Raw genomic sequence first — 23,095 nt, forward strand, 5'->3', positions numbered from 1 at the left:
ATCGGGAGGCTCCCTTGACGGTGACGGGCGATTTCGGGCTCAACGCACCGATGGCTTCACTTTGCTGAAGTTCATGTCGAGGACGACGACGGCGCCGTCGCCCACCTGCCGCAGCAGGTCGTCGATGTCGATCGCCTGCTCGTCCGGCGCCTTGCCACCCGACGTGTCGATGTCCGTTCCTGCGAAATAGTGACGGCCGTCGATGTCGACGCCGTGCCCGGCGAGGTAGACGATCGCGCAGCTGTCCGATCCGAGCTTGGACACGAAAGCGCTCAAGGCGGCGCGAAGCGTCGCGCCATCCGCGTCGACGATGCTTGTCGTCGGGACATCCAGGGACCGCAGATGCTGCGTGACGCGCCGTTCATCGAGCACCGGACCCCTCAGCCGTGACGCGAACCTGTAGTCCGCATTGGCGAACACCAGCGCGACCGGCTTGCACCCGTCCGGCAGGATCGCCCGGCTCGAAGATCCCGCATTCATGCTCCAACTGCGCTGACGACCGCCGCTGATCGTGTCCACTTCGGTCGTAAACGCATCGGCAAACGCGGACGCCCGCGTTTCGCGGCCGAAATGGCGAACGAAGACCTCCGAGAGCGGGCTGCCGTTGCAGGGGGACAGGCAGTCGAGCGCGGCTCTGCCCGGCAGGCTGGCGTGAATCACCAGGAAGGTTTCCCGTTTCACGCCTGCGACCGTCGTCGACGGATTGGTGATGCCGGCCGAGGCGAAGCCTGCCCCCGCAGAGATCAGGCTTGCGACAACGGCAAGACGGAGGACGGATCGGACCAGGTTCGGCATGGCGAGGCTCCTGCATACACCTGCCGGACGCTACACCCCCGCTCAACCTTCTGTCTCGCCGTCCAGGTCTCGCCGGCCGCCAATCGAATTGGTGGCACGAGAGAACGTTCCCCCGACGAGAATTTCACCCCCGCCCGGTACCTCCGTCCGGGGATCCGAAGCAACCCCTTGTGAGGACGGGACTATTCTTGCGCGCCGCGGAAGCCGCGGGCGACCACATACATCTCGACGCTTTCCTGCCGGCTCGCCGGCGGCTTCACATGCGCCACCGAGGCGTAGTCGCGCTTCAGGCCGGCCAGAAGCTCGGTTTCGGTGCCGCCGCGGAACACCTTGGCGACGAAGGCGCCGCCGGGCTTCAGCACCTGGCGGGCGAAATCGGCCGCGACCTCGCACAGATGGGTGGTGCGCAGATGGTCGGTCTTGTGATGGCCGGTGGTCGGCGCGGCCATGTCGGACAGCACCACGTCGGCCTTCTCGCCGCCGAGCGCAGCGAACAGCGTGTCGGGCGCATCCTCGTCGAGGAAGTCCTTCTTCAGCACGATCACGCCCGGGATCGCGTCCATGTCGAGATAGTCGATACCGACCACGCGCGGTTCGGCATCGGCGGACCGGATGCGCTGGGCGGCGACCTGGCACCAGCCGCCGGGTGCGCAGCCGAGATCGACGACGCGCTGGCCGGGCTTCAGGAGCTTGTACTTGTCGTCCATCTCGATCAGCTTGAAGGCGGCACGGCTGCGCCATCCGTCCCGCTTGGCCTTGGCCACATAGGGATCGTTCAGCTGCCGCGCGAGCCAGCGGTTCGAGGACGGCGTGCGCTTCTTCGCCGTCTTGACGCGCACCTTGAGCAGGCGCGGGGCGCCGGAATCTTCGGTCATAGGGTACCGTTCGGTTTTAGCGCCGCCACATGCCGTCGGCGGCCATGAGTTCGGTCAGAATACCTTCGCGCAGGCCGCGATCGGCGACGCGCAGTCGCCGGCACGGCCAGCGCCGGCGGATCGCCTCCAGGATCGCGCAGCCCGCCAGCACCAGATCGGCACGATCCGACCCGATACAAGGGTTGGCCACCCGCTCGTCGAAGCTGAGACCGACCAGATGGTCGATCATCCGCGAGACATCGTCGTCGTCGAGCCAGGTGCCGTCGACGCGGCGCCGGTCGTAGCGCTTCAACCCGAGATGCACGCCGGCGAGCGTGGTCACCGTGCCGGATGTGCCAAGCATGTGGAAGCGGCCCTCACGGAGCGCCCGCTCGAGTTCGCCGTCGCGGTCGAAGGTTTCGAGCAGATCGTCGACATGGCCGACCATCGCCTCGAACACCGTCTCGTCGACGAACACCCCGCCATGGCGCTCGGACAGGGTCACGACGCCGACCGGCAGCGACGTCCAGGCGCGGATATGGCGGGTCAGATCGCCGGTGCGTTCGCCCCGGGCAAGGTCGAGCCAGACCAGTTCCGAAGAACCGCCGCCGATGTCGAACAGGATCACACCGTCCGATTGCCAGTCGACCAGGCTCGCGCAGCCGGCGACGGCGAGGCGCGCCTCGGTTTCGCGCGAGACGATCTCCAGTTCGAGCCCGGTCTCCTCATAGACGCGTTCGAGGAAATGCGAGCCGTTGGCGGCAATCCGGCACGCCTCGGTGGCGACCAGGCGGGCGCGCTCGACGCCGCGCAGGTCGAGCTTGGCACGGCAGATGCGCAAGGCTTCGAGCGCCCGGTCCTGCGCCGCTTCGGACAGACGGCCGGAATGCGAAATCCCCTCCCCGAGCCGGACGATGCGCGAGAAGGCGTCGACCACCCGGAAACCGTGCCGTTGCGGCTCGGCGACCAGGAGGCGGCAATTGTTCGTGCCGAGATCGAGCGCCGCATAGAGCGGCAGATAGCGATGCATCCGCCGGGGAACCGGCGCGCGCTCGTGCGGATGGTGATGGCCGGGCTCGATATGGCGTTCGGCCGGATGATGATGGGCCAGCGCCATCGGGATCGGCGGCAGCAGGTCCGTCCCGTCATCCGGCGGCCGGTCGAGCAGTCCGAGACCGGCATCCGCGGGATCCCCGGGACGGCGCAGCGTGGGCGGTTCCCTGACCGGCAGATCGATACCGGGCGGAGCGGCCGTTCGCTGGCCGCCGGCCGGCCACGAAGCGTCCGCATCGGGGAAAGCCTGCCTCGGGCCGCCGCTGTTCGGCAGGCCAGCGGCCACCGGGTCACGGACTCCCGGGTCGCGGGCTATCGGGCCACGGGATATCGGGTCACGGGATATCGGGTCACCGGCCACCGGATCGCCGGCCACCTGAACGCTGGCCGTCGGATCACCGGCCGAAATCCGGCCGGGGCCCGAAAGACGCGCACCACGAGCCGCAGGTCCGCCATCCGAGGCCATATCGTCGCCGGAATTGCCCTTCCCATAACCGGTCGCCCCGGCCGCGGCAGGCCCCGCTGCCGAGACCGCAGACGTTGAAGGGGCACTGCCGGCGGGCAGCGCATGCGGCGGTGAGTCGGATTTCGCTTTGCCGCCGCCAGGGGTCCCCGGACCGGCGCGCAGATCCCCGGCCCGCGCGGCCGCATAGGGCCACCGGGAGCGCTTTCCCCTACGTCTGCGCCGCCGGCGTTTGCCGGGCGCATCGGTCACGACGTCGGGGGATGGACGACCCGCGACCGGCGGGTCGTCGCCGTCAGGCCCCACTTTGGTTCTCCGCTGCCGAAACCGCGCCCCTCTCGGGTCGCGTGGCGCAACTGGTGTTTCACGTTGGGTCCGAGTGTACCAGTCGCCCGATCCGTTGCAAGGGCGCAACATTCATCCACGAAGATGGGGTGCCGTTGTCGCCGTCAGAAGGGCCAGGGCGGCAGGCGCCCACGATACAACCATAAAGCGATCCCTAGGCCGATTGCAAGCCCGAGCAGCGCCGCCACAATGCCGCCGCCGGCCCGGCCGGCGGTCGTTCCCCGGCCCGGCTCCGGCCCGGCTCCGGGCACGGTTTCCGCCGGCAGACCGGCCGCAGCGGCCGCCATGGCGGGTGCAGATGCGACGGTATGGGGTGCCGCCGGCGGAGCGGTCTCGCGGGTTGCGGCAGCCCGGTGTCCGGTCGAATCGACCATCGACGAGGCACCTTCCGCCTCGCCCGGACTGAGGGGATCGAGCACATCGGCCGCGATCATGTTGAGCGGGACGGTGGTGGAGGATTCGGTGGCCGGGGTGCGACCGGGCGCCACGCCGTCCCTCACCTTGACCAGAATCACCGAGGTGTTGTCCTGCCGCTCGCGGTTCTCGGCATCGACCGCTTCGAGCAGGCGAACGACCAGTTGCTCGGCCGATTCGCCTTCGTGTTCGGCAATCAGACGGCCGACCGTCTCGTCGCTCAGCGTCTTCAGCCCGTCGGAGGCGAGCAGCACCGCGTCGCCCGGCCGCAGGTCGCGAAATCCGGCGAAGCGCTCGTAGTGGTCGATGGGATCGCCGAGCAGGGCGTGGAAGAGCTGGTTGCGCCTCCGGTCCATGGCGGCGTGTTCGGGCGCCAGCAGGCCCTGGCGGACCTGTTCGTCCAGGTAGGCGCCGAAGGAATGGTCCTCGTTGAGGCGGACCAGCGCGTGATCGCGGAACAGGTAGAGGCCGGAATCGCCGATCGAGACCCAGCCGATACCGTGCTGATTGACCACCGCCCCGACCAGCGTCGAGCCCATGCCGTCGAGTTCGGGCCGTTTTTCCGTGGCGGTGCGGAGAATGTCGTTGGCCTGGATCAGGGCCTGATCGAGCCGCTCGCCCCAGCTTCCGGGCGTCTTGTTGACCGCGTCCAGGAAATATTTCGAGGAAAGGTTGGAGGCGATTCGCCCGCCGACATGGCCGCCCATGCCGTCCGCAACCACCACCACGACGGAAGCCGCCGCCCCGGCGCGGCACAATTCGCCAGGCTTCTCGTGGGAGTCGGACGGGAGCAGGACATCGACCGTGTCCTCCTGAGCCGCCCGCTTCCCCTGGATCTGGCCGGATGCGAATTCGAACTGCAATGCAGGACCCCTCGAATGGCCGTTCGGGTCGCGCCGGGGCCCGGCGAGGCCGTGCGCGATGCCGGCCCGGCCAGCGGCAACGCCGTTTGCGAGCCTGAGGCGGGCGGCGCCCCCTTCGGGTTTCGCCGTGCTCCCGCCTGCCGAACGTCCGCCTCCCCCCGAATCTTCCGCAGAACGGACATGCCGGGTCCGCTCGGCGCAAGTTTCGGCGAACTCTGCTATCAAATGACGGGGGCTTCGGCCATCCGCCTTGCAGCCGCCATGGTTTCAGCTATTCGTGACGGCTTCACTATCTCCCTTGGTCAACCATCGCACGCCATCCGGCGCGGTCAAGGGGGAGCCGGAAGGTCGGCCCGGACCGCTCGGGACGCTCGTGGTTCGATCGAGACGGATGGTCCCCATCCGTCTCGTGAATCCGAACCACTAACTTTTTGACCACTTGAGAGAGTTGTGATCGGGCTCGCGTCGGGTCAAGATCGCGGGACCGGACGCCAAGGACGTTCATGAAAGACCGGGCCTATCCTTTTGCACTGCCGCTCGGGACGGAGATCAGCGGCTATGTCGTCGATCGCGTGATCGGCGCCGGAGGGTTCGGCATCACCTACCAGGCCACCAACCCGGTGACTGGCGTGACGGTGGCGATCAAGGAGTTCTTCCCGCAGGGCCTGGCCAGCCGCGACGGCTGCACCGTCATCCTGCATTCGGACGTTTCGTCCGGCTCCTACGAGATGGCGCTCAAGAAGTTCGAGCAGGAAGCCGCCAAGCTGACCGGGCGCTATCGGCATCCGAACATCGTCAGCGGCGTCAACTTCTTGCGGCTGAACAACACCGCCTATTTCGTGATGGAATATATCGAGGGCATCAGCCTCGATCATTGGCTGCTGGAACGGGTTTCGCCGCCGTCCGAACTCGAATTGCGGGCGCTGTTTGAGCGCGTCTTCGATGCCGTGGACTACATCCACAGCATGAACGGCATGCATCGCGACCTGACGCCGCGCAATGTCATGATTCGCAGCGACGGCGAGCCGATCCTGGTCGACTTCGGCGCCAGCGGCGAAGGCCTCGACACCGAGCGCCACGACAGCCAAGCCTTCGCCCAGCCGAACTACGCCCCGCCCGAACAGCTGACCGCAGAAGACGCGCGGATGCAGGGCCGGCACACCGACATCTTCTCGCTCGGCGGCATGCTGTACCGGGCGCTGGCCGGCCGGCCGCCGATCAAGCCGCTGACCCGCTCGCATGCCGTCGCGCTCAACGGCCGCCCGGCCGACCCCTATGTTCCCGCCGCCGACGCCGCCCGGGAGCCGCTGCTCTACTCGACGCAGTTCCTGGCGGGCGTCGACATGGCCCTGCGGCTCGATCCGCGCGACCGTCCGGCGACGATCGAAGACCTGAGGATGGCGCTCGGCTGGCTCGACGACGAAAGCCACACCGTCCACGACGACTACCCCGCCGGCGACCCGAGCGACGAGGCGACCCGCATCTATGCGCCGCGGGCGGCGGATCACTGGACCGGCGACCGGACCTGGGAACCGGCAACCGGCGTGCCGCAGGATGCCGGCTACGAACTCGATCTTACGGCGGCCCCGCGGCCGCTCGCACGACGCGGCGACGGCTTCGAGGAGGGCGAGACCCGCATCGCGCCGCCCGGTCTCGGCGATCGCATGGATTTGGCGCCGGAGCCGGCGCGGCGCTGGAACTGGCTGTTCGTCTTCGGTGCGGTGGCCTCGGTGCTGCTGCTCGTCGGCCTGCTGTTCATCGGTCCCGAAATCCTATCCCGCATGCCGAAGACCACGGTCGATCCGGGAACGCCCGCGGGCGGCCAGTCGGGCAGCGCGGGCGGACCGCCGCGACCGGGCGATCAGGCAGCGGCCGGAACCGACCGGCCCGGCACAGGGTCCCCCTATGCGCCGGGTCCGACCATCACGGCCGTGCCGCAGCCGAAGCCGCCGGTGCCGCGCGCGCCGGAGGAACTGCCGGTCCCCTGGTCCGACTTCGCGGGCTTCGCGCTGACCGGCCGCGAGGCTCCCGCGCGCACCGTGACCGGCGACGGTGGCGAGGCCTGCCGCGCGCTGTGCCGCGACGATCGCACCTGCCAGGGCTACAGCCTGACCGGTGGGAACAGCTGCCGTCTGTTCTCCGAGGCCTCGGGCCTCACGCCGGACACCAATTCCCGCTCGGCGGTACGCGCGGCCGGGGCGGCGGGCCTGCGCGCCATCCTGGACGTGGAGAGCCGCCGCCGCACCGCCTTCCGCACCCTGGACGGCGTCTCGCTGCTCAGTGGCGGCGCGCCGCGGACCGTGGCGAGCCAGGGCCAATGCGCCTTCTCCTGCCAGGCCGACCAGAGCTGTCGCGGCTGGACCTATACCCCGCTCGCCAATGCCTGCCGGCATTTCGCCGACATCGACCCGGCCAATGCCGGCCCGGCGGTCAGTTTCGCGACCGGCATCGAGGACCAGGACGGCCAGATTTCGGAAGCCGTGCGCCGCTCGGTCACCGCCAAGTCGCGCACCGCGCAGGCCTTCGTCGGCGCCGAACTGGCCGGACGGGTCATCGGCCGCGAACGCTCCGCCGACGGCAATGCCTGCCGGGCGCAGTGCCTCGCCAACCAGGCCTGCGTCGCCGCCGTGCAGGCGGAGGGCGAATGCACCCAGTATGGTCAGGTCGACGATATCCGCCGCAGGGCGGATGCCGAGGTGCTGGTCGATGTGCGCCAGTCCGCGCTGGTCTCGCGCATCGACGCCCTCGTGCGCGAGAAGCCGCCGGCACCGGAGGCCAATCGCGGCCAGACCGACTTCTATGCCGGCTTCGATGTGGTCGGCACCACGCTCTCCAACGACCGCACGCGCGGCGCCGGCAGCCCGGAGGAATGCCTGGCCGCCTGCGCCGAGACCGGCACCTGCGTCGGCTACAGCTTCGCCGCCGCCGACCGGCGCTGCACCCTGCTGTCGCAGGTGATCGACGTGGTGCCGGACAGCGGACGCGTCTCGGGCATCTATCGCGGCGCGGCGCCGAACGTGGTCGAACTGGCCCGCAAGCGGCTGGTGCAGTCCGAACAGGCCCGTGCCAACTATCGCGACCTGCCGCCGAACTGCGCGCCCGACGGACTATCCGCCCCGGTCGGGCTCGGTCGCGAGCCGAGCGCGGAGCAATGTTCGTTCCTGTGCCGCTCCGGCGTCTCCTGCCAGGGCTGGCTCTATTCGCGCACCGAGCGCAGCTGCCAGCTGTTCGGGTCCGTGGCCGGGGCCGGCCCGGGCCAGAATGTCGTGGCCGGCGTGCTCGATCCGAACGGCCGCCGGGCGATCGATCTGGCGCGCAGCTGCCTCGGCGGCCCGGTCCCGCCCGGGTCGATCGGCAGTGGCGCGCAGCCGATATCGGCCCCGCCGGGCGCGCCCGCCAACCCTCTGCCGCCCGCCAATGTCGCCTCGCCCGGCCAGGCGACCGAGTGCGATCGCGCGGCCGGCTATCTCTACGACACCGATCTGCCGCGCGGGGTGCAGCCCCGCCAGTTCGAATATATCGAGCCCGCGAAAGCCATCCCGGCCTGCCTTGCCGTGCTCAGCACCGCGCCGCAGACCGCGCGCTGGCGGCTGGCGCTCGGCCGCGCCCTGGAGCGCGACGGGCGCGAGGTGGAAGCGCGCGCGGCCTATCGCGAGGCGGCCGAAAGCGGCAGCGGCGCGGCCGCCTTCCTCTATGCGATCATGCTCGACAAGGGTCAGGGTGGCCCGGAGGACGACCTTGAAGCCGAGCGCTACTACCGCCTCGCCCGTTCGCGCGGCATCGCCCCGGCCTCCACGTCGCTGGCCCAGCTCTACACCTATTCCGACCGGATCACTCCGACCAGCGACCAGGATGTGGTCGGCCTGCTCCTCGAAGCGGCCAATCGCGGCCATGCGCCGTCGATGTACCGGCTCGGCGAGCTCTACGAGCGCGGCCGCCTCAACCGGCGCCCGATGCCGCAGGACCCGGGACAGGCCTATGCCTGGTTCTCCAAGGCCTTCAGCATCTTCTCGCGCGATGCCGATCAGCGCGACCCGAGCGCCCTGCGCTTCCTGAGCCTGCATTACGACGGCGGCCGCGGTGTGCCGCGCAACCCGGAACTCGCCCTCAAATACCTGATCCAGTACCTTCAGGCCGCCTATGGCCCCGACAATCTGGTCGCGCGCCGACGCGGCACGATCGGCGATCTCGGCCTCGAGGAATGGTCCGCCGACGCCCGCAGGGGCCTGCAGCAATTCCTGATCGGCGCGGGCGGCTTTGCCGATACGGTCGACGGCGTCATCGGCGGGCGCACCCGCGAGGCGATCGAGCGCTGGCTGCAGATCCACGGCTGACCGGAGCGGCCGGCGGCTTGGCCCCGGCCGGGTGCGCCGTCAGGTCCATCGACTCACTTCGACAGGCGCAGCTGCGACAGCGAGGTGCCGATGGTGCCGAAGGTTGAGATGATCTGGTTCGCCGAAGTCAGATAGAAGAATTTGGACGTATCGGTCGCGCAGGATTCCAGCAAGGTCGACTTCGGGTCGTTACCTGTATTGACCTGCACCGTATAGACCATGATCCCGGCGGCCTTGATGTTGTCACAGGTCTTTTTCTGGCGGGCATCGATCGAGCTGGTCGACGAAGTCCAGCGATTCTCGGTATTCAGTCCGTCAGACAGCAAGATCACGACCGTCTGATACTTGTACTTGGCATCGATCGCCGGCACCGCCAGGGGACTGGTGGTTAGCGACGACCAGCCCCATTGCAGGCCGATCGCCTGGTTGGTGTTGCCGGCCGCCGACATGGCGTCGATCTTGGCGTTGAGGGCAGTCCAGTCGTTGGAAAGTGCCATCACCGACACCGGGCAGCTCGAATATTGCTGCGCCGGATAGAGGGTTGCCGAATTGGCCGCATCCGGCGCGGTGTTCTTGGTGTCGTAGTCCTGGTCGCGGTCCATGACGCAGCCGTTCCAGGTGCTGCGGGCGGCCGGAATCCATGTGCCGCGCCGATTGTAGGAACCGTTGGCGGCATCCCATTCGGTCCAGCGGATCCAGGAAGCGTTCACATTGCCGGTGCCGACATTGACGTTGCGGCTGAATGGAATGATCGAGACATAGACGTCCTCGGCCGACTTGGCGGCCGTCTGCAACTGGGTCAACAGGTTCTTGCCGGCCGTCTTCAAGGCCGACAGCTTGCCCGAATTGGACATCGAGCCGGTATTGTCGAGCACCAGCGCCACACGCAGCCGGGTCGATCCCCAGGCGGCGACCGAGGTCGCGCCGACATCGATCGACGGAATCCCTGCCAGGCCGAGAAAGGTCGTCTGCACCGTCCCGGCGCCGGTCACCGTCACGGTGCTGCCGCCGGCTTCGTCGCTCTGCATGCTGGCGGTGACAGTGGTGTTCTTGACGTCGGCATTCGTGAACAGGGCACGGAAATGCGTGTCCGCGGCCGACTGGATCTGCGCCGCCGTCTTGCCGTAGCCCTCCTTCGCCACCGCCAAGGCGGTCGCGTCGAGCGCCTGCTGCATGTCGAGCTTCGCGGATTGCGCGACACCCACGTCGAGAATGCCGCCGGTCATAACGGTGATGCCGAGGAAGGACAGCGAAAAGGTCGAAAGCAGGGATCCCTTTCGATCCTGGAGCAGACGGCGAAGCGATGCTGGGATTCTCATCTTGCAAGCCCAGGTGTTCGAACCTGATATTTCGGACAGAATACATCGTCGGCGCGGCGCCTGCCGGCTAAACTCGCCGCAGCCTTAAGCCATCCTGGTCAGAGCCGTGAAACATTGAAGGAAATACGCCGCAAGCCGGGCCCAGCCAGATCGGCCAGCCACGCCCGGCCGTACACCCCTGCCCCGCCGCAACGCCTACTCCGGCGACCGCCGAGCCTCTCGGAGCGCTGCCGCGCTGCGCCGGCATAGGCCTCAGACGCCGTGGCAGATGAGACGACCGGGCACCGGCGAAACCACGGGATCTTGGATCGAAGCGGACAGAGGCACAATGGTCGGGGCAGCAGGATTCGAACCTGCGACCTGGAGTACCCAAAACTCCCGCGCTACCAGACTGCGCTATGCCCCGCCTTGTTGCCAGACGATCGGATAGTGGCTTTTCCGCCGCACCGCAAGCGATGCGATCGGCATGCGGAGCACAAACCGCGACCGCGCATCGGAGTCGGCGTCCATAGCGCCGCTGTCGCGCAGGACGGGTCCGCAAAAGACATATGCGAAAACACTGTAAATTTACGTCCTTCCGTAAAGATAGGCTCGAAACGCTTTGAGGGGGACTCCATGGCGGGGGCTGGACGATTCGGAATGGGCAGCATCGGCGGCAAGCTGGTGGTTTGCGTGGCGGCGGCGATGCTGGCCGCCGCGGGGGCGATCGGCATCGTCAGCTATCGCGAGCAGGAAGCGCTGAGCCGGACGGCGATCGAGGAGGCGCTGACGCAGCGCTATCAATCGGTGATCGCCGCCATGATGGAGCGCGGAGAACGCGCGCTCGGCGTGGCGCTGACGCTGTCCGAGGATCCGCGTCTGGCCGATGCCTTCGCGGCGAACGACCGCAAGGCGCTGCTCGAGGTCGTGAAGCCGACCTTCGCGATCAACCGCGAACGGCTTAACCTCGGCCTGTTCAGCTTCCAGAAGCCGGACGGGACCAATTTCGCCCGCTCCCACGCCCCGGACAATTTCGGCGACAGCGTGCTCGCCCGGCGCGTGACCGTGCGCGATGCGCTGCAGACCGGCAAGGGCGTGGTCGGCATCGAGCCGGGCCGCGACAATATCAGCATCTTCGGCACGGTCCCGGCCAAGAAGGACGGCCGCATCGTCGGCGTCATCGACATCGGCTCGGTCTTCGAGAACCGGTTCCTGAGCGACCTGAAGGCGGTCAACCGCGTCGACATCGCCATGCACGTGGTCGCCGACGACAAGATCCAGACGCTCGGCGCGACCTTCTCCGAAAAGACCCTGCTCGAACCCGCCGCCCACACGGCGGCGCTGGTGCAGCCGACCAGCCTGCGCATGGCCGAAATCGGCGGCCGTCCCTTCGCGGTCCTGGCCGGTCCGCTCAAGAACTATTCCGGCAAGGCCTTCGGCACGATCGAGGTCGCCATGGATGCCTCGACCTTCGTGGCCGCCAAGAGCGATGCGATCCGGACGCTGGTCGTCGTCCTGATCGTGGTCGCGCTGGTCGGCTGCGGCATCGCCATGGCGCTCGCCCGCCATCTCGGCACGCCGATCCGGGCCCTCAACGAGTTGATGCTCCGGCTCGCCGCGGGCGACTACGAAGTCACCGTGCCGGCGGTCAACCGCCGCGACGAGATCGGCGCCATGGCCCATTCGGTCGAGGTGTTCCGGCGCAACGGCATCGAGCGGCGCGACCTGGAGGCCGCCTCGTTGCGCGAGGTCGACGCCCGGCAGGGCCGGCAGAAGGCGCTCGACGGCCTGCTGCGCGATTTCTCGACCTCGATCGGCGACGTCGTCCGCGGCGTCAGCGACAATGCCCGCGCCATGGAGGCGACCGCGCAGAAGCTGACGGCGCTTGCGGCCTCCGCGAGCAGCGAGGCCGGGCGGGCGGGTGACGCCTCGCGCGCCGCCTCGCGCAACGTCCAGTCGGTCGCCGCCTGCTCGGAGGAACTGTCCACCTCGATCAGCGAAATCGCCGCCACGATCGGCCAGACCGGCCAGGTGGTGAACCAGGCCGACGAAGCGGCCCGCGGGGCCAACCAGCGCGTCAAGGCCCTGGCCGAGACCGCTTCGCGCATCGGCAATGTCGTCTCGCTGATCCGCGACATCGCCGAGCAGACCAACCTGCTCGCGCTCAATGCCACCATCGAGGCGGCGCGCGCCGGCGAGGCCGGCCGCGGCTTCGCTGTCGTCGCTGCCGAAGTCAAGTCGCTCGCCGGCCAGACCGCCCGCGCCACCGAGGAGATCGCCCAGCAGATCGCCGCGATCCAGACCGAGACCGAAGCCGCCGTGAAGGCGATCGAGACGATCGCCGGCACCATGGCCAATGTCTCGACCTATACGGCGGCCGTGACCGGCGCGATCGAGCAGCAGAGCGCCGCGACCGGCGAAATCTCGCAGAATGTGCAGGCGGCGGCCGACGGTACCGCGACGGTGGTCGAGACCGTCTCGGTGGTCACGTCGAGCGCGGTCGACACCACCCGCTCGGCCGAGACGGTGCTGGCGGCCGCGCGCGATCTGACCCGTCAGGCGGAGCGCCTCGGCCATCAGGTCGACGGCTTCCTGGGGGCGGTCCGGGCCGCCTGAGCCCGCCCGCAAGCCCCGTTCCGCGCTCGAAATCGAAGAAGCCCGCCGGTCCTGCCGGCGGGCTTCTTGCGTTATTCGTCCGATTGCCTGGTCGAGCGGCGGGCGGCGCGGACCCGTTCGCGCTTGCCCGGGCGGCGGGGGCCGCCGGCCGGGTCGGGCCGGTCGGGACGCGGCGCGAAGGGCGACTTGCCCTCGCCCGGTCCGGCCACGCGCCGGCGCGGCGGACGGCCTTCGCCTCGGGGCTCACCCCGGGCTTCCCCATGAGCCTCGCGCTGCGGGCGATCGCCGGCCTCGGCGGGCCCGCCGGCTGCGGCGCGCGGCGGCTTGCGCGGGGCACGCTCCGGGCGGTCCTGGCGTTCGGGGCGTCCGGCACGCGGGCGTGCCGTCTCCTCCGTCGCCGGCTCGATGCGGACTTCCTCGTCATCGGCCTTGCGCACGGCGGCGGCGAATTTCGGCGCCGCCTCGCGCGAGATCTCGAACCGCGTGTCCCGGTCGAAGATGCGGATCGCGCCGATATCCTTCTTGGTGATGTGGCCGAGCCGGCAGATCAGCGGGATCAGCCAGCGCGGGTCGGCATTTCGGTTGCGGCCGACGCTCATGCGGAACCAGACGACCTCGTCGGGGCCGAGCCGCGCCGGGGGTGCGCCATGCTGGTCGCCGCCGGCAGGCCCCTCGCCGCGCCGGGCGGGACGCTCGCGCTGCGGGGCGGACCCGGCTTCGAACATCTCTTCCGGCTCGGGAAGGCGCGCCCGGTAGAGCCGCACCAGCGCGGCGGCCAGCTCCTCGGCCGGCCGGCCGGCGAGCAGGGCGCGGCCGAGGGCGAGATCCTCCTCGCTCTGGTTCTCGGCGATGACCGGGTCGGCCAGCATGCGCTCCTGATCGAGCGCACGGATCTGCTCCGCCGAGGGCGGGCTCGACCATTCGACCTCGATGCGGGCATTGTGGATCAGCATCTCGGCCTTGCGGCGGCGCGTATAGGGCGCCAGCAGGACGCAGACGCCCTTGCGGCCGGCGCGGCCGGTGCGGCCCGAGCGGTGCAGCAGCGTCTCGGCGTCGTTGGGCAGGTCGGCATGGATGACCAGCGCCAGGTCCGGCACGTCGATGCCGCGCGCCGCCACGTCGGTCGCCACGCAGATGCGCGCCCGGCCGTCGCGGATCGATTGCAGCGCGGTGGTGCGGTCGTGCTGGCTGAGTTCGCCCGACAGCGCCACGGCGGCAAAGCCGCGTTCCTGCAAGGCGCCGTAGAGATGGCGCACCGCCTCGCGGGTCGAGCAGAACACCATCGCGGCCGGCGCCTCATAGAAGCGCAGAAGGTTGACCACGGCGCGCTCGATATCGTTCGGCGCGAGCCGGATGGCGCGATACTCGATGTCGGCATGCGAGGTGGCGTCGGAGGCGACGTCGAGGCGCAGGGCGTCGCGCTGGTAGGCCTTGGCGAGGGCCACGATCGGCCGCGGGATTGTCGCCGAGAAGAGCAGCGTGCGCCGGCTGGCCGGGGCGGATTCCAGAATGAATTCCAGATCCTCGCGGAAGCCGAGATCGAGCATCTCGTCGGCCTCGTCGAGGACCACGGCCGTCAGAGCCGAAGGATCGAAGCTGCCCTTCTCCAGATGATCGCGCAGGCGGCCCGGCGTGCCGACCACGATATGCGCGCCGGCGTCGAGCGCGCGGCGCTCGCGGCGGATGTCCATGCCGCCGACCATCGAGACGATGCGCGCGCCGGTGTCGGCATAGAGCCATTCGAATTCGCGGCAGACCTGCAGGGCCAGTTCGCGGGTCGGGGCGATGATCAATGCCAGCGGCGCATGGGCCTGCGGGAAGGTCAAGGCCGAGCCGAGCAGCGTCGGCGCCAATGCTAATCCGTAGGCGACGGTCTTTCCTGATCCGGTCTGCGCCGAGACGATCAGGTCCCGGCCCTCGCTTTCAGGCTGAAGGACGGCAGCCTGCACCGGCGTCGGCACCGCATAGGCGCGGGCGACGAGGGCATTGCCGAGAGCAGGGTGTGCGCGGGAAAAGGCCATGGGGGGCTCGATCGTCAATCTGGAAAAGACCCGGCCGGGCGCCGGGCCCGTTGGTTTCGGGCGGCGTCACGAGTTCCGGCAGGAGGGGTTCGGCGGCTTCGATACAGGATCGGCGGCCGGAAAGCCAGCGCGGATCGGCGATTCCCCGCTCCGCCGTTGCCGATCGCGCCTTGCCGTTCCCTATCCGGCCATCTTGAGCCCGGCGATACCGGCGACGATCAGCAGGATCGAGACGATCCGGGCCACCGTAGCCGGCTCCTGGAACAGGATCATGCCGAGGATGGCGGTGCCGATCGTACCGATGCCGGTCCAGATCGCATAGGCCGAGCCGACCGGCAGGTCCTTCAGCGCCAGCCCGAGCAGGCCGAGGCTCGCCGCCATCGCCACCAGGGTGCCGAGCGTCGGCCAGACCCGCGTGAAGCCCTCGGTATATTTCAGGCCGACCGACCAGACGGTCTCCAGGAGGCCGGCGACGAGCAAATAGAGATAGGCCATGGGATCGATCCCCTCGATTTTTCGGGGTCGTCCCCTTGGAGTGATGTCGGCATGAGCGCCGCGAGGTCGTCCTCGCGAGACGCAAGATGGCGCGGGCGGCGGCACGGGGCAAGAGCCGGCGCCTCGCCGTTCTGGAGACCGAGCAGGTGGAAATCGGGTGGCAGCGACACGAAATCGTCCCGAGAAACGTCTCGACCGTCGACCGCCTCTCCATGTTGGGAGATTCGTTGCGGCGGCGCGCGGTGCGATGAGGCTCCTGACACGGATTGTCGGGGCCCCGGGGTTCCCTTGAGGGTGGAGCTTGACAGTTCAAACTTTTCGGCCGAGAAGTTGCGAATGAACGTTCGCTCGCAAAAGCTGACCCGCCCGCTCGCCGCCGCTGCCGAGGCCTTGCGCCATGCGCTCGGCGGCTGTTCGGCGGGGTCGGCCGACACCCCGCACGACCAGCGCCGCCGCCAGATTCTGGCGGCCGCGCGGGCCTGTTTCGCGCGGTCCGGCTTCCATGGCGCCTCGATGCAGGAGATCTGCGCCGAGGCCCAGATGAGCCCGGGCGGCCTCTATCGCTACTTCCGCTCCAAGGACGACATGATCGACGCCATCGTCGAGGAGCAGCGGGAGCGCAATGCCAGGCTCCTCGCCGAACTGTCCGGTCCCGGTCCGCTGATCGATCGGCTGATGTCGGTGGCGATGGTGTTCGTGCGCGAGATGAACGAGCCGGGCGCCGTCGCGCTGCTGACCGAGGTCTATGCGGAGAGTTTCCGCAATTCGACGCTCGGCGAGAAGTTTCTCTCCAACGAGGACGAGGTGCGGGTCGGCATCCGCGCCTTCATGGAAGAGCAGATGGCGGCCGGGCGGATCGCTCCGACGCACGATCTCGAAGCGGTGATGAGCTTCCTGTGCGGGACCATGGACGGCGTTGTCATGCGCATGGCCTTCGACGGCGCACTGTCGCCGGAGCGGATCGAGCCGCTGTTGCGGGACGTCGTGGTGGCGCTGCTCAGGCCCGACGAGACGGGCTCTAGTGGTTCGATCGAGACGGATGGTTCCCCTCCGTCTCGTGAATCTGAACCACTGACTCTTTGACCACGAGCGCACCGGCGGACTGATCCGCAATTCAAGACAAGACGAATACTGGATGGATTCGGAAGAGGCACGGCTGATGACCGCGACAAGGACGATTTTTCAATTGGGCGCCACGGCGGTTTTGGCCGGCGCCGTATGGACGGGAACTGCGCTGCCGATCACCGGCAGCCGGACGATCGCGGCCGAGGCCAATACGGCGAAGTCCGGCACGCCAGCGGTTGCGACCGTGAAGCCGCCGGCCATTGCGGTGGTGGCCGCCGAGACCCGTGAGGTGGTTGAGACGGTGATGGTGGCCGGATCCCTGCTGCCGCGCGAGGAGGTCGTGGTCGGCGTCGACATCGACGGACTGCGCATCCTGGACCTCGGCGCCGACGTGGCCGATCGCGTTGCCGCCGGCCAGGTGGTGGCGCGCCTCGCCGACGACACGATCCGTACTCAGCTCGCCCAAAACGCTTCGAATGTCGCCCGCGCCGATGCGGCCATCGCCCAGGCGCGCAGCAATATCGCCAATGCCGAAGCGGCGGAGGTCGAGGCATCGGCGGCGCTCGAGCGGGCCAAGCCGCTGCGCGAGCGCGGCATCATCAGCCAGGAGGTGTTCGAGCAGCGCACCTCCGCGGCGCGCGGCGCCGTGGCGCGGCTCGAGGCGGCGCGCGCCGCACTCGATGTCGCCCATGCCGACCGCGCGGTGCTGGTCGCCGCCGGCCGCGAGATCGAGCTCCGGCTCGGCAAGACCGAGATCAAGGCGCCGACGGCCGGCATCGTGCTCGCCCGCAGCGCGCGCATCGGCGCGGTCGCGGGCGGATCCGGCGAGCCGCTGTTCCGCATCGCCCGGGACGGCAGCATCGAGCTCGAGGCCGATGTGCCGGAAGGCCAGATCAGCAAGCTGAGGCTCGGCCAGCCGGTCGACGTGACGCCGGCCGGGTTCGCCGCACCGATCCGGGGCGAGATCCGGCTGCTGTCGCCGCAGATCGACACGACCACCCGGCTCGGCCGCGTGCGCGTCGCGCTGCCGGGGGATGCCGCGGTCCGCTCCGGCTCCTTCGCGCGCGGCGTGATCGAGACGGCGCGGCGCTCGGGCGTCTCCGTTCCCCGTTCGGCGGTGATGACAGAACGCGGCCACGCGACCGTCCAGGCGGTCAAGGACGGCCGCATCGAAACGCGCAAGGTCGAGGTCGGGCTTTCGGGCGACGGCCGCGTCCTGATCCTCTCGGGGATCGAGGCCGGCGAACAGGTGGTGGTCAAGGCCGGCACCTTTGTACGCCATGGTGATCAGGTGACGCCGGTCGTCGCCAAGGCCGAGGAGATCGGCGGATGAATATGAATTTCTCGGCCTGGTCTATTCGCAACCCGGTTCCCCCGGTGCTGCTTTTCGTCGTGCTCATGGTGCTCGGTTGGCTGAGCTTCATGAACATGCCGATCACCAAGTTCCCGAATATCGACGTGCCCGTGGTCTCGGTCACGGTGACCGATCGCGGCTCGGCACCGGCCGAGTTGGAGGCCCAGGTCACCAAGAAGATCGAGGACGCGGTCTCGGGTGTGACCGGCGTCAAGCATATCCAGTCGGACATCACGGACGGCCAGTCGCTGACCGCGATCGAATTCCGCCTGGAGATCAACTCCGATCGCGCCCTCAATGACGTGAAGGATGCGATCGCCAAGATCCGCGCCGATCTTCCGCGCACCGTCGACGAGCCGATCATCCAGCGCGTCGAGGTCGAGAACCAGTCGATCGTCACCTATGGCGCGGCGTCGCCGGGCATGACGCCGGAAGAGCTGAGCTGGTTCGTCGACGATGTCGTCGTGCGTCAGATTCAGGGTTTGAGGGGCGTCGGCCGCGTCGAGCGGATCGGCGGCGTGACGCGCGAGATCCGGGTCGCGCTCGACCCGGACCGCCTGATGGCGCTCGGCATCACGGCCGGCCAGGTCAACGCGCAGCTCCGTGCCACGACGGTCGACGTTTCGGGCGGCAAGTCCGAGATCGGCTCCCAGCAGCAGGCGATCCGCACGCTCGCCGCCGCCGAGACGGTGACCGGTCTTGCCGATACCAAGATCTTCCTGCCCGGCGGCCGTCTGGTGCGCCTCGCCGATCTCGGCACGGTGACCGACAGCTGGGAGGAGCCGAAGAGCTTCGCCCGCCTCGACGGCCGCCCGGTCGTGTCCTTCTCGATCTACCGCGCCAAGGGCGCTTCCGACACGACCGTCAACGACATCACCGCCGCCAAGGTGGCCGAACTCGGCAAGCTCTACCCGAACGTCGCCTTCACCAAGATCGACGACGGCGTCTTCTCGACCTACGGCAACTACGAGTCGGCCATGCATTCGCTCCTGGAGGGGGCGGGGCTGGCGGTGCTCGTGGTGCTCATCTTCCTGCGCGACATCCGGGCGACGATCGTGGCCGCGATCGCCATGCCGCTCGCCGCCGTGCCGACCTTCTGGGCAATGAGCATGATGGGCTTCTCGCTCAACCTGGTCAGCCTGCTCGCCATCACCCTGGTCACCGGCATCCTGGTCGACGACGCCATCGTCGAGATCGAGAACATCGTCCGGCACATGCGGATGGGCAAGTCGCCCTACCGTGCGGCCATGGAGGCGGCCGACGAAATCGGCCTCGCGGTGATCGCCATCACCATGACGATCATCGCGGTGTTCGCGCCGGTCAGCTTCATGGGCGGCATCGCCGGCCAGTATTTCAAGCAGTTCGGCCTGACGGTCGCAGTCGCGGTGTTCTTCTCTTTGCTGGTCGCCCGCCTGATCACGCCGATGATGGCCGCCTATCTGTTCCGCAGCCACGGGCAGGAGGACAATCATGACGGCTGGATCATGCGCGCCTACACGGCCGTCCTGCGCGTCACGCTTCGGTTTCGGTGGCTGACCCTCGTTGCCGGCATCGCCTTCGCGATCGGCTCGATCATGTCGGCCTCGACCCTGCCGCAGGGCTTCATCCCGCCGGAAGACCTGTCGCGTCTGGTCGCTTCGATCGAACTCCCGCCGGGCTCGTCGCTCGACGACACCGCGCGGGTGACCGATGCGGCGATGCGGGAACTGAAGAAGATTCCCGAGGTGAAGGACGTGTTCGTGCTCGGCGGCACCTCGCCGACCGGCACGCTCGAACTGCGCCGGGCCAAGCTGACCGTGAATCTCGTGCGCAAGAACGAGCGCAAGCGCTCGCAGAAGACGCTGGAAGGCGTCGTCGGCGAAACGCTCGCCGGCATCCCGGACCTGCGCTTCTACTTCGTCAACGATCGCGGCGAACGCGAATTGACGGTCGGCCTGCTCGGCTCGGACGGCAAGGCCGTCAACGATGCGGCGCTGGCCCTGCAGAGCGCCATGCTGAAGAACCCGATCTACGCCTATCCGACCGCCAATGCGGCGCTGGACCGGCCGGAGATCCGGATCGTGCCGCGCTTCGATCTGGCCGCCGATCTCGGCATCACACCGGAGTCGATCTCAGAAACGATCCGCATCGCAACGATCGGCGACAACGGGCCGAATCTCGCCAAGCTCAATCTGGGCCTGCGCCAGATTCCGATCCGCGTCCAGGTCGATACCGACGCGCGGGCCGATCTCTCCGCGCTGTCCGCCCTGCGGGTGCCGACGGGATCGGGCAAGTCGGTGCCGCTGTCGAGCGTCGCGGAGATCGGCTTCGGCCAGGGGCCGTCATCGATCCAGCGCTACGACCGCGAGCGCCGGGTCACCGTCGGCGCCGCGATGGCGCCGGGCTACGCCACCGGCGAGGGCTTCGACGCGATGATGGCGCTGCCGGAGGCCAAGAACCTGCCCGCCGGGGTGCGCATCCAATCCACCGGCGATACCGAGATCCAGGCCGAGGTCTTTTCCGGCTTCGCCTATGCGATGGGTGCCGGCATCATGATGGTCTTCGTGGTGCTGATCCTGTTGCTCGGCAACGTCTTCCTGCCGATCACCATCCTGGCCTCCCTGCCCCTCTCGGTCGCCGGCGTGGTGCTCGCCCTGCAGGCGACGCAGAACCCGGTCTCCATGCCGGTGGTCATCGGCATCCTGATGCTGATGGGCATCGTGACCAAGAACGCGATCATGCTGGTCGACTTCGCGGTCGAGCAGGAGAAGCACGGCATGCCGCAGCGCGAGGCGATCGTCGATGCCGGCCGCAAGCGGGCGCGCCCGATCGTCATGACCACCATCGCCATGGTGGCCGGCATGATGCCGGCGGCCTATGCGGCGGGCGAAGGCGGCGAGTTCCGCGCGCCGATGGCGATCGCGGTGATCGGCGGCCTGATCGTCTCTACGGTCCTGTCGCTGCTGTTCATCCCGAGCTTCTACACGATCATGGACGATGTCGGCCGCTGGACCGGCAAGGCCTTCGCCTGGATCCTGCGCCCGAACCGCCCGGACGAGGACGATGCGGCGGCCGTGCCGGGTCATCCGAGCGACGTGGCCGTCGCGGTCCCTGGCGGCCATGCCGCTCACCCTCATGCTCCGGGCGCGCATGCGGTCGGCGGGCAGGCGGTGGGCGACCACGGCCCATCGGCGACGATCGTCGCCCTGACGGCGGCCGAACGCCGCAAGGCCGAGGCGAAGTTGTCCGCCCTGCCCTTGGCGGCAGAATGATCACGGCGGGGCGGACGGCCACAGCGCAACCGTCCGCCCCGCCGGTCGCTTTTCATCGTCGATACTCCATCCCGTTCTTCTATGAGCGAGCGCTTGCCACGCTCTTGCGCTCGTTTCGTCTTTTCACATCCCGGCCGGCATTCGATAGTTTTACCGTAATAAGATCTCAATACTCATCATTTATTGTATTGAGACAGTTTTTCACTCAACGCAGCTTGCATGCTCGCTGATTCATGCCGTCACTACGCTGCGACATGCAATTTCCACGCAGCCATCAACGGTTCGTTAGTCGAGCGGCCGTACCCTTCCATACGATTCAAAGGGACGAAATGCATGGACAAGCCGCAGGAGAGCAGGACGACGGCGGCCTACGATCACGTCACGATGTTCGAACTCGCGCCGGTTTCGCTGTGGCTCGAGGACTATAGTGGTCTGCGGCGACTGTTCGATGCCTGGCGCGCGGCCGGAATTTCCGATCTGCGCGCCTATCTCGGCGAGGACCGGGCGCGGGTGCAGGCCTGTTCGGCGGAGATCCGGATCGTCGAGGTCAACCGCCGCACGCTTGACCTGTTCGGCGCCGCGGATCGCGACGATCTGATCCGCCATCTGCCTGTCGTCTTTCGCGACGAGATGCTGCTGACCCATATCGACGAGTTGGTCCAGCTCTGGTCCGGCGCGACCCGCTTCGGCGGCGACACGGTGAATTACCGGCTCGACGGCCGGCGTCTCGATGTCCATCTCCAGGGCACCATCCTGCCCGGGCACGAGGCGACCTGGGACCGCGTCCTGGTCGCGATCGAGGACATTTCCGAGCGCGAATATGCCCGCAAGCGGCAGGCCGCCAGCGAGGCCTACGCGCAGGGCCTGTTCGAGCATTCGCCGGTCTCGCTGTGGGTCGAGGATTTCAGCCGGATCAAGCAACTGCTCGACGGCCTGCGTCAGCGCGGCATTGCCGACTTCCGCGTCTTCACCGACGTGCATCCCGAATTCGTCAACCAGTGCGCCGCCGAGATCCGCGTCATCGACGTGAACAAGCGTACGCTCGACCTGTTCGGGGCCGCCGACCGGGCGACGCTGCTGCGCCACCTGCCCGACATCTTTCGCGACGCCATGGTGCGGGATTTCCGCGAGCAGCTGATCCAGCTCTGGGACGGGCACCTGTTCCACACCCGCGAGGTCGTGAACTACACGATCGAGGGCGTCGAGCTGCATCTGCTGCTGCAATTCTCCGTCCTGCCCGGCCACGAGCGGGACTGGTCGCTGGTCCAGATCGCGCTGACCGACATCACCGCGCGCAAGAAGGCCGAGGCCTATCTCGAATATCTCGGCCGCCACGACGTGCTGACGCAGCTCCTCAACCGCGCGCATTATTCCGAAGAGATGAAGCGGCTGGAACGCAAGAAGCTGTTCCCGGTCTCGATCGTGATCGCCGATCTCAACGGGCTGAAGACCGCCAACGACCGCCTGGGCCACGCCGCCGGCGACAGCCTCCTGCGGCGCGCCGGCGAGGTGCTGAACAAGGTCACCGAGGCGCCGGCCAGTGCCGCGCGCATCGGCGGCGACGAGTTCGCGCTTCTGCTGCCGTTCACGGACGAGCGCGGGACCGGGGAGATCATCAAGCAGATCCGCAACCTGGTCCAGTTGAACAACCAGTTCTATCCCGGCCAGCCGCTCAGCTTCGCCATCGGCGCCGCGACGGCCATGCCGGGCGAAAGCCTGGAGCAGGCCGCGCGCCGGGCCGATCTCGCGATGTATGCCGACAAGCGTGCCCAGAAGCTGTCATCCGGCCCGCTCTGCGAAGCCGCCGAGTGAAGCGGCGGGGACCGAGCCCCAGCCCTATCCGCCTCATTCGACGACCGGCCGCGGGGTGACGG

Annotated in this window: 13 protein-coding genes and 1 tRNA gene; 6 read left to right on the forward strand and 8 right to left on the reverse strand. The window is 68.5% G+C overall.

Features of this window, described 5'->3' with window-relative positions; genetic code table 11:
* Positions 1-39 precede the first annotated feature (39 nt).
* The 4 genes from KL771_RS00835 to KL771_RS00850 form a co-directional block, all read right to left on the reverse strand.
* Positions 40-795: a caspase family protein gene (locus KL771_RS00835; RefSeq protein ID WP_261966670.1), complete on the reverse strand. Its 756-nt coding sequence runs from the start codon at positions 793-795 to the stop codon at positions 40-42.
* A gap of 182 nt (positions 796-977) precedes the next feature.
* The gene (locus KL771_RS00840) at positions 978-1,670 is read right to left on the reverse strand and encodes an RlmE family RNA methyltransferase (RefSeq protein WP_261966671.1); all 693 of its coding nucleotides are present in this window, start codon (positions 1,668-1,670) and stop codon (positions 978-980) included.
* Between the two features lie 16 nt (positions 1,671-1,686).
* A complete protein-coding gene (locus KL771_RS00845; protein ID WP_390866501.1) occupies positions 1,687-2,988 on the reverse strand; it encodes a Ppx/GppA phosphatase family protein in 1,302 nt (433 codons plus the stop codon).
* Between the two features lie 626 nt (positions 2,989-3,614).
* Positions 3,615-4,787, reverse strand: a complete 1,173-nt coding sequence (locus tag KL771_RS00850) for a PP2C family protein-serine/threonine phosphatase (RefSeq protein WP_261966672.1) — start codon at positions 4,785-4,787, stop codon at positions 3,615-3,617.
* A 503-nt stretch (positions 4,788-5,290) separates the two neighbouring features.
* Between KL771_RS00850 and KL771_RS00855 the strand changes: the two genes are divergently transcribed.
* Entirely contained in the window at positions 5,291-9,121 is a 3,831-nt protein-coding gene (locus tag KL771_RS00855; protein ID WP_261966673.1) for a protein kinase domain-containing protein, read from the forward strand.
* 53 nt (positions 9,122-9,174) lie between these two features.
* Here KL771_RS00855 and KL771_RS00860 read toward each other — a convergent pair whose 3' ends face one another.
* Together KL771_RS00860 and KL771_RS00865 are read right to left on the reverse strand one after the other, a co-directional pair.
* On the reverse strand, positions 9,175-10,440 hold the full coding sequence (locus tag KL771_RS00860; protein ID WP_261966674.1) for a TadE/TadG family type IV pilus assembly protein: 1,266 nt from the start codon (positions 10,438-10,440) through the stop codon (positions 9,175-9,177).
* Between the two features lie 329 nt (positions 10,441-10,769).
* Positions 10,770-10,846 (reverse strand) — tRNA-Pro (locus KL771_RS00865).
* A gap of 233 nt (positions 10,847-11,079) precedes the next feature.
* On the opposite strand from KL771_RS00865, the gene KL771_RS00870 reads away from it, so the two are divergent.
* Positions 11,080-13,035 carry a methyl-accepting chemotaxis protein gene (locus KL771_RS00870; RefSeq protein ID WP_261966675.1) on the forward strand — a complete coding sequence of 652 codons (1,956 nt, stop codon included), beginning with the start codon at positions 11,080-11,082 and terminating at the stop codon, positions 13,033-13,035.
* Positions 13,036-13,106: 71 nt separating this feature from the next.
* On the opposite strand, the gene KL771_RS00875 is transcribed toward KL771_RS00870, so the two are convergent.
* The gene (locus KL771_RS00875) at positions 13,107-15,056 is read right to left on the reverse strand and encodes a DEAD/DEAH box helicase (protein ID WP_261966676.1); all 1,950 of its coding nucleotides are present in this window, start codon (positions 15,054-15,056) and stop codon (positions 13,107-13,109) included.
* Positions 15,057-15,236: 180 nt separating this feature from the next.
* On the reverse strand, positions 15,237-15,551 hold the full coding sequence (gene sugE, locus KL771_RS00880) for a quaternary ammonium compound efflux SMR transporter SugE (RefSeq protein WP_261966677.1): 315 nt from the start codon (positions 15,549-15,551) through the stop codon (positions 15,237-15,239).
* Between the two features lie 336 nt (positions 15,552-15,887).
* Between sugE and KL771_RS00885 the strand changes: the two genes are divergently transcribed.
* The 4 genes from KL771_RS00885 (at position 15,888) to KL771_RS00900 (ending at position 23,033) form a co-directional block, all read left to right on the forward strand.
* The gene (locus KL771_RS00885; RefSeq protein ID WP_261966678.1) at positions 15,888-16,634 is read left to right on the forward strand and encodes a TetR/AcrR family transcriptional regulator; all 747 of its coding nucleotides are present in this window, start codon (positions 15,888-15,890) and stop codon (positions 16,632-16,634) included.
* A gap of 76 nt (positions 16,635-16,710) precedes the next feature.
* Positions 16,711-17,949, forward strand: a complete 1,239-nt coding sequence (locus tag KL771_RS00890) for an efflux RND transporter periplasmic adaptor subunit (protein ID WP_261966679.1) — start codon at positions 16,711-16,713, stop codon at positions 17,947-17,949.
* Positions 17,946-21,221, forward strand: a complete 3,276-nt coding sequence (locus KL771_RS00895; protein WP_261966680.1) for an efflux RND transporter permease subunit — start codon at positions 17,946-17,948, stop codon at positions 21,219-21,221. The genes KL771_RS00890 and KL771_RS00895 overlap by 4 nt, the downstream gene beginning before the upstream one ends.
* A gap of 333 nt (positions 21,222-21,554) precedes the next feature.
* Positions 21,555-23,033, forward strand: coding sequence for a sensor domain-containing diguanylate cyclase (locus tag KL771_RS00900; RefSeq protein ID WP_261966681.1), 1,479 nt, complete (start codon positions 21,555-21,557; stop codon positions 23,031-23,033).
* Positions 23,034-23,095 lie beyond the last annotated feature (62 nt).

The organism is Prosthecodimorpha staleyi (assembly GCF_018729455.1).
In the GTDB taxonomy this organism is placed as follows: Bacteria; Pseudomonadota; Alphaproteobacteria; order Rhizobiales; family Ancalomicrobiaceae; genus Prosthecodimorpha; species Prosthecodimorpha staleyi.

Bases quoted from the DNA above. Each gene is read 5' to 3' on its own strand.
- sugE (WP_261966677.1), bottom strand. From the start codon at position 15,551: ATGGCCTATCTCTATTTGCTCGTCGCCGGCCTCCTGGAGACCGTCTGG.
- KL771_RS00895 (WP_261966680.1), top strand. From the start codon at position 17,946: ATGAATATGAATTTCTCGGCCTGGTCTATTCGCAACCCGGTTCCCCCG.
- KL771_RS00860 (WP_261966674.1), bottom strand. From the start codon at position 10,440: ATGAGAATCCCAGCATCGCTTCGCCGTCTGCTCCAGGATCGAAAGGGA.
- KL771_RS00855 (WP_261966673.1), top strand. From the start codon at position 5,291: ATGAAAGACCGGGCCTATCCTTTTGCACTGCCGCTCGGGACGGAGATC.
- KL771_RS00840 (WP_261966671.1), bottom strand. From the start codon at position 1,670: ATGACCGAAGATTCCGGCGCCCCGCGCCTGCTCAAGGTGCGCGTCAAG.
- KL771_RS00835 (WP_261966670.1), bottom strand. From the start codon at position 795: ATGCCGAACCTGGTCCGATCCGTCCTCCGTCTTGCCGTTGTCGCAAGC.
- KL771_RS00875 (WP_261966676.1), bottom strand. From the start codon at position 15,056: ATGGCCTTTTCCCGCGCACACCCTGCTCTCGGCAATGCCCTCGTCGCC.
- KL771_RS00885 (WP_261966678.1), top strand. From the start codon at position 15,888: ATGAACGTTCGCTCGCAAAAGCTGACCCGCCCGCTCGCCGCCGCTGCC.
- KL771_RS00900 (WP_261966681.1), top strand. From the start codon at position 21,555: ATGGACAAGCCGCAGGAGAGCAGGACGACGGCGGCCTACGATCACGTC.
- KL771_RS00870 (WP_261966675.1), top strand. From the start codon at position 11,080: ATGGGCAGCATCGGCGGCAAGCTGGTGGTTTGCGTGGCGGCGGCGATG.
- KL771_RS00890 (WP_261966679.1), top strand. From the start codon at position 16,711: ATGACCGCGACAAGGACGATTTTTCAATTGGGCGCCACGGCGGTTTTG.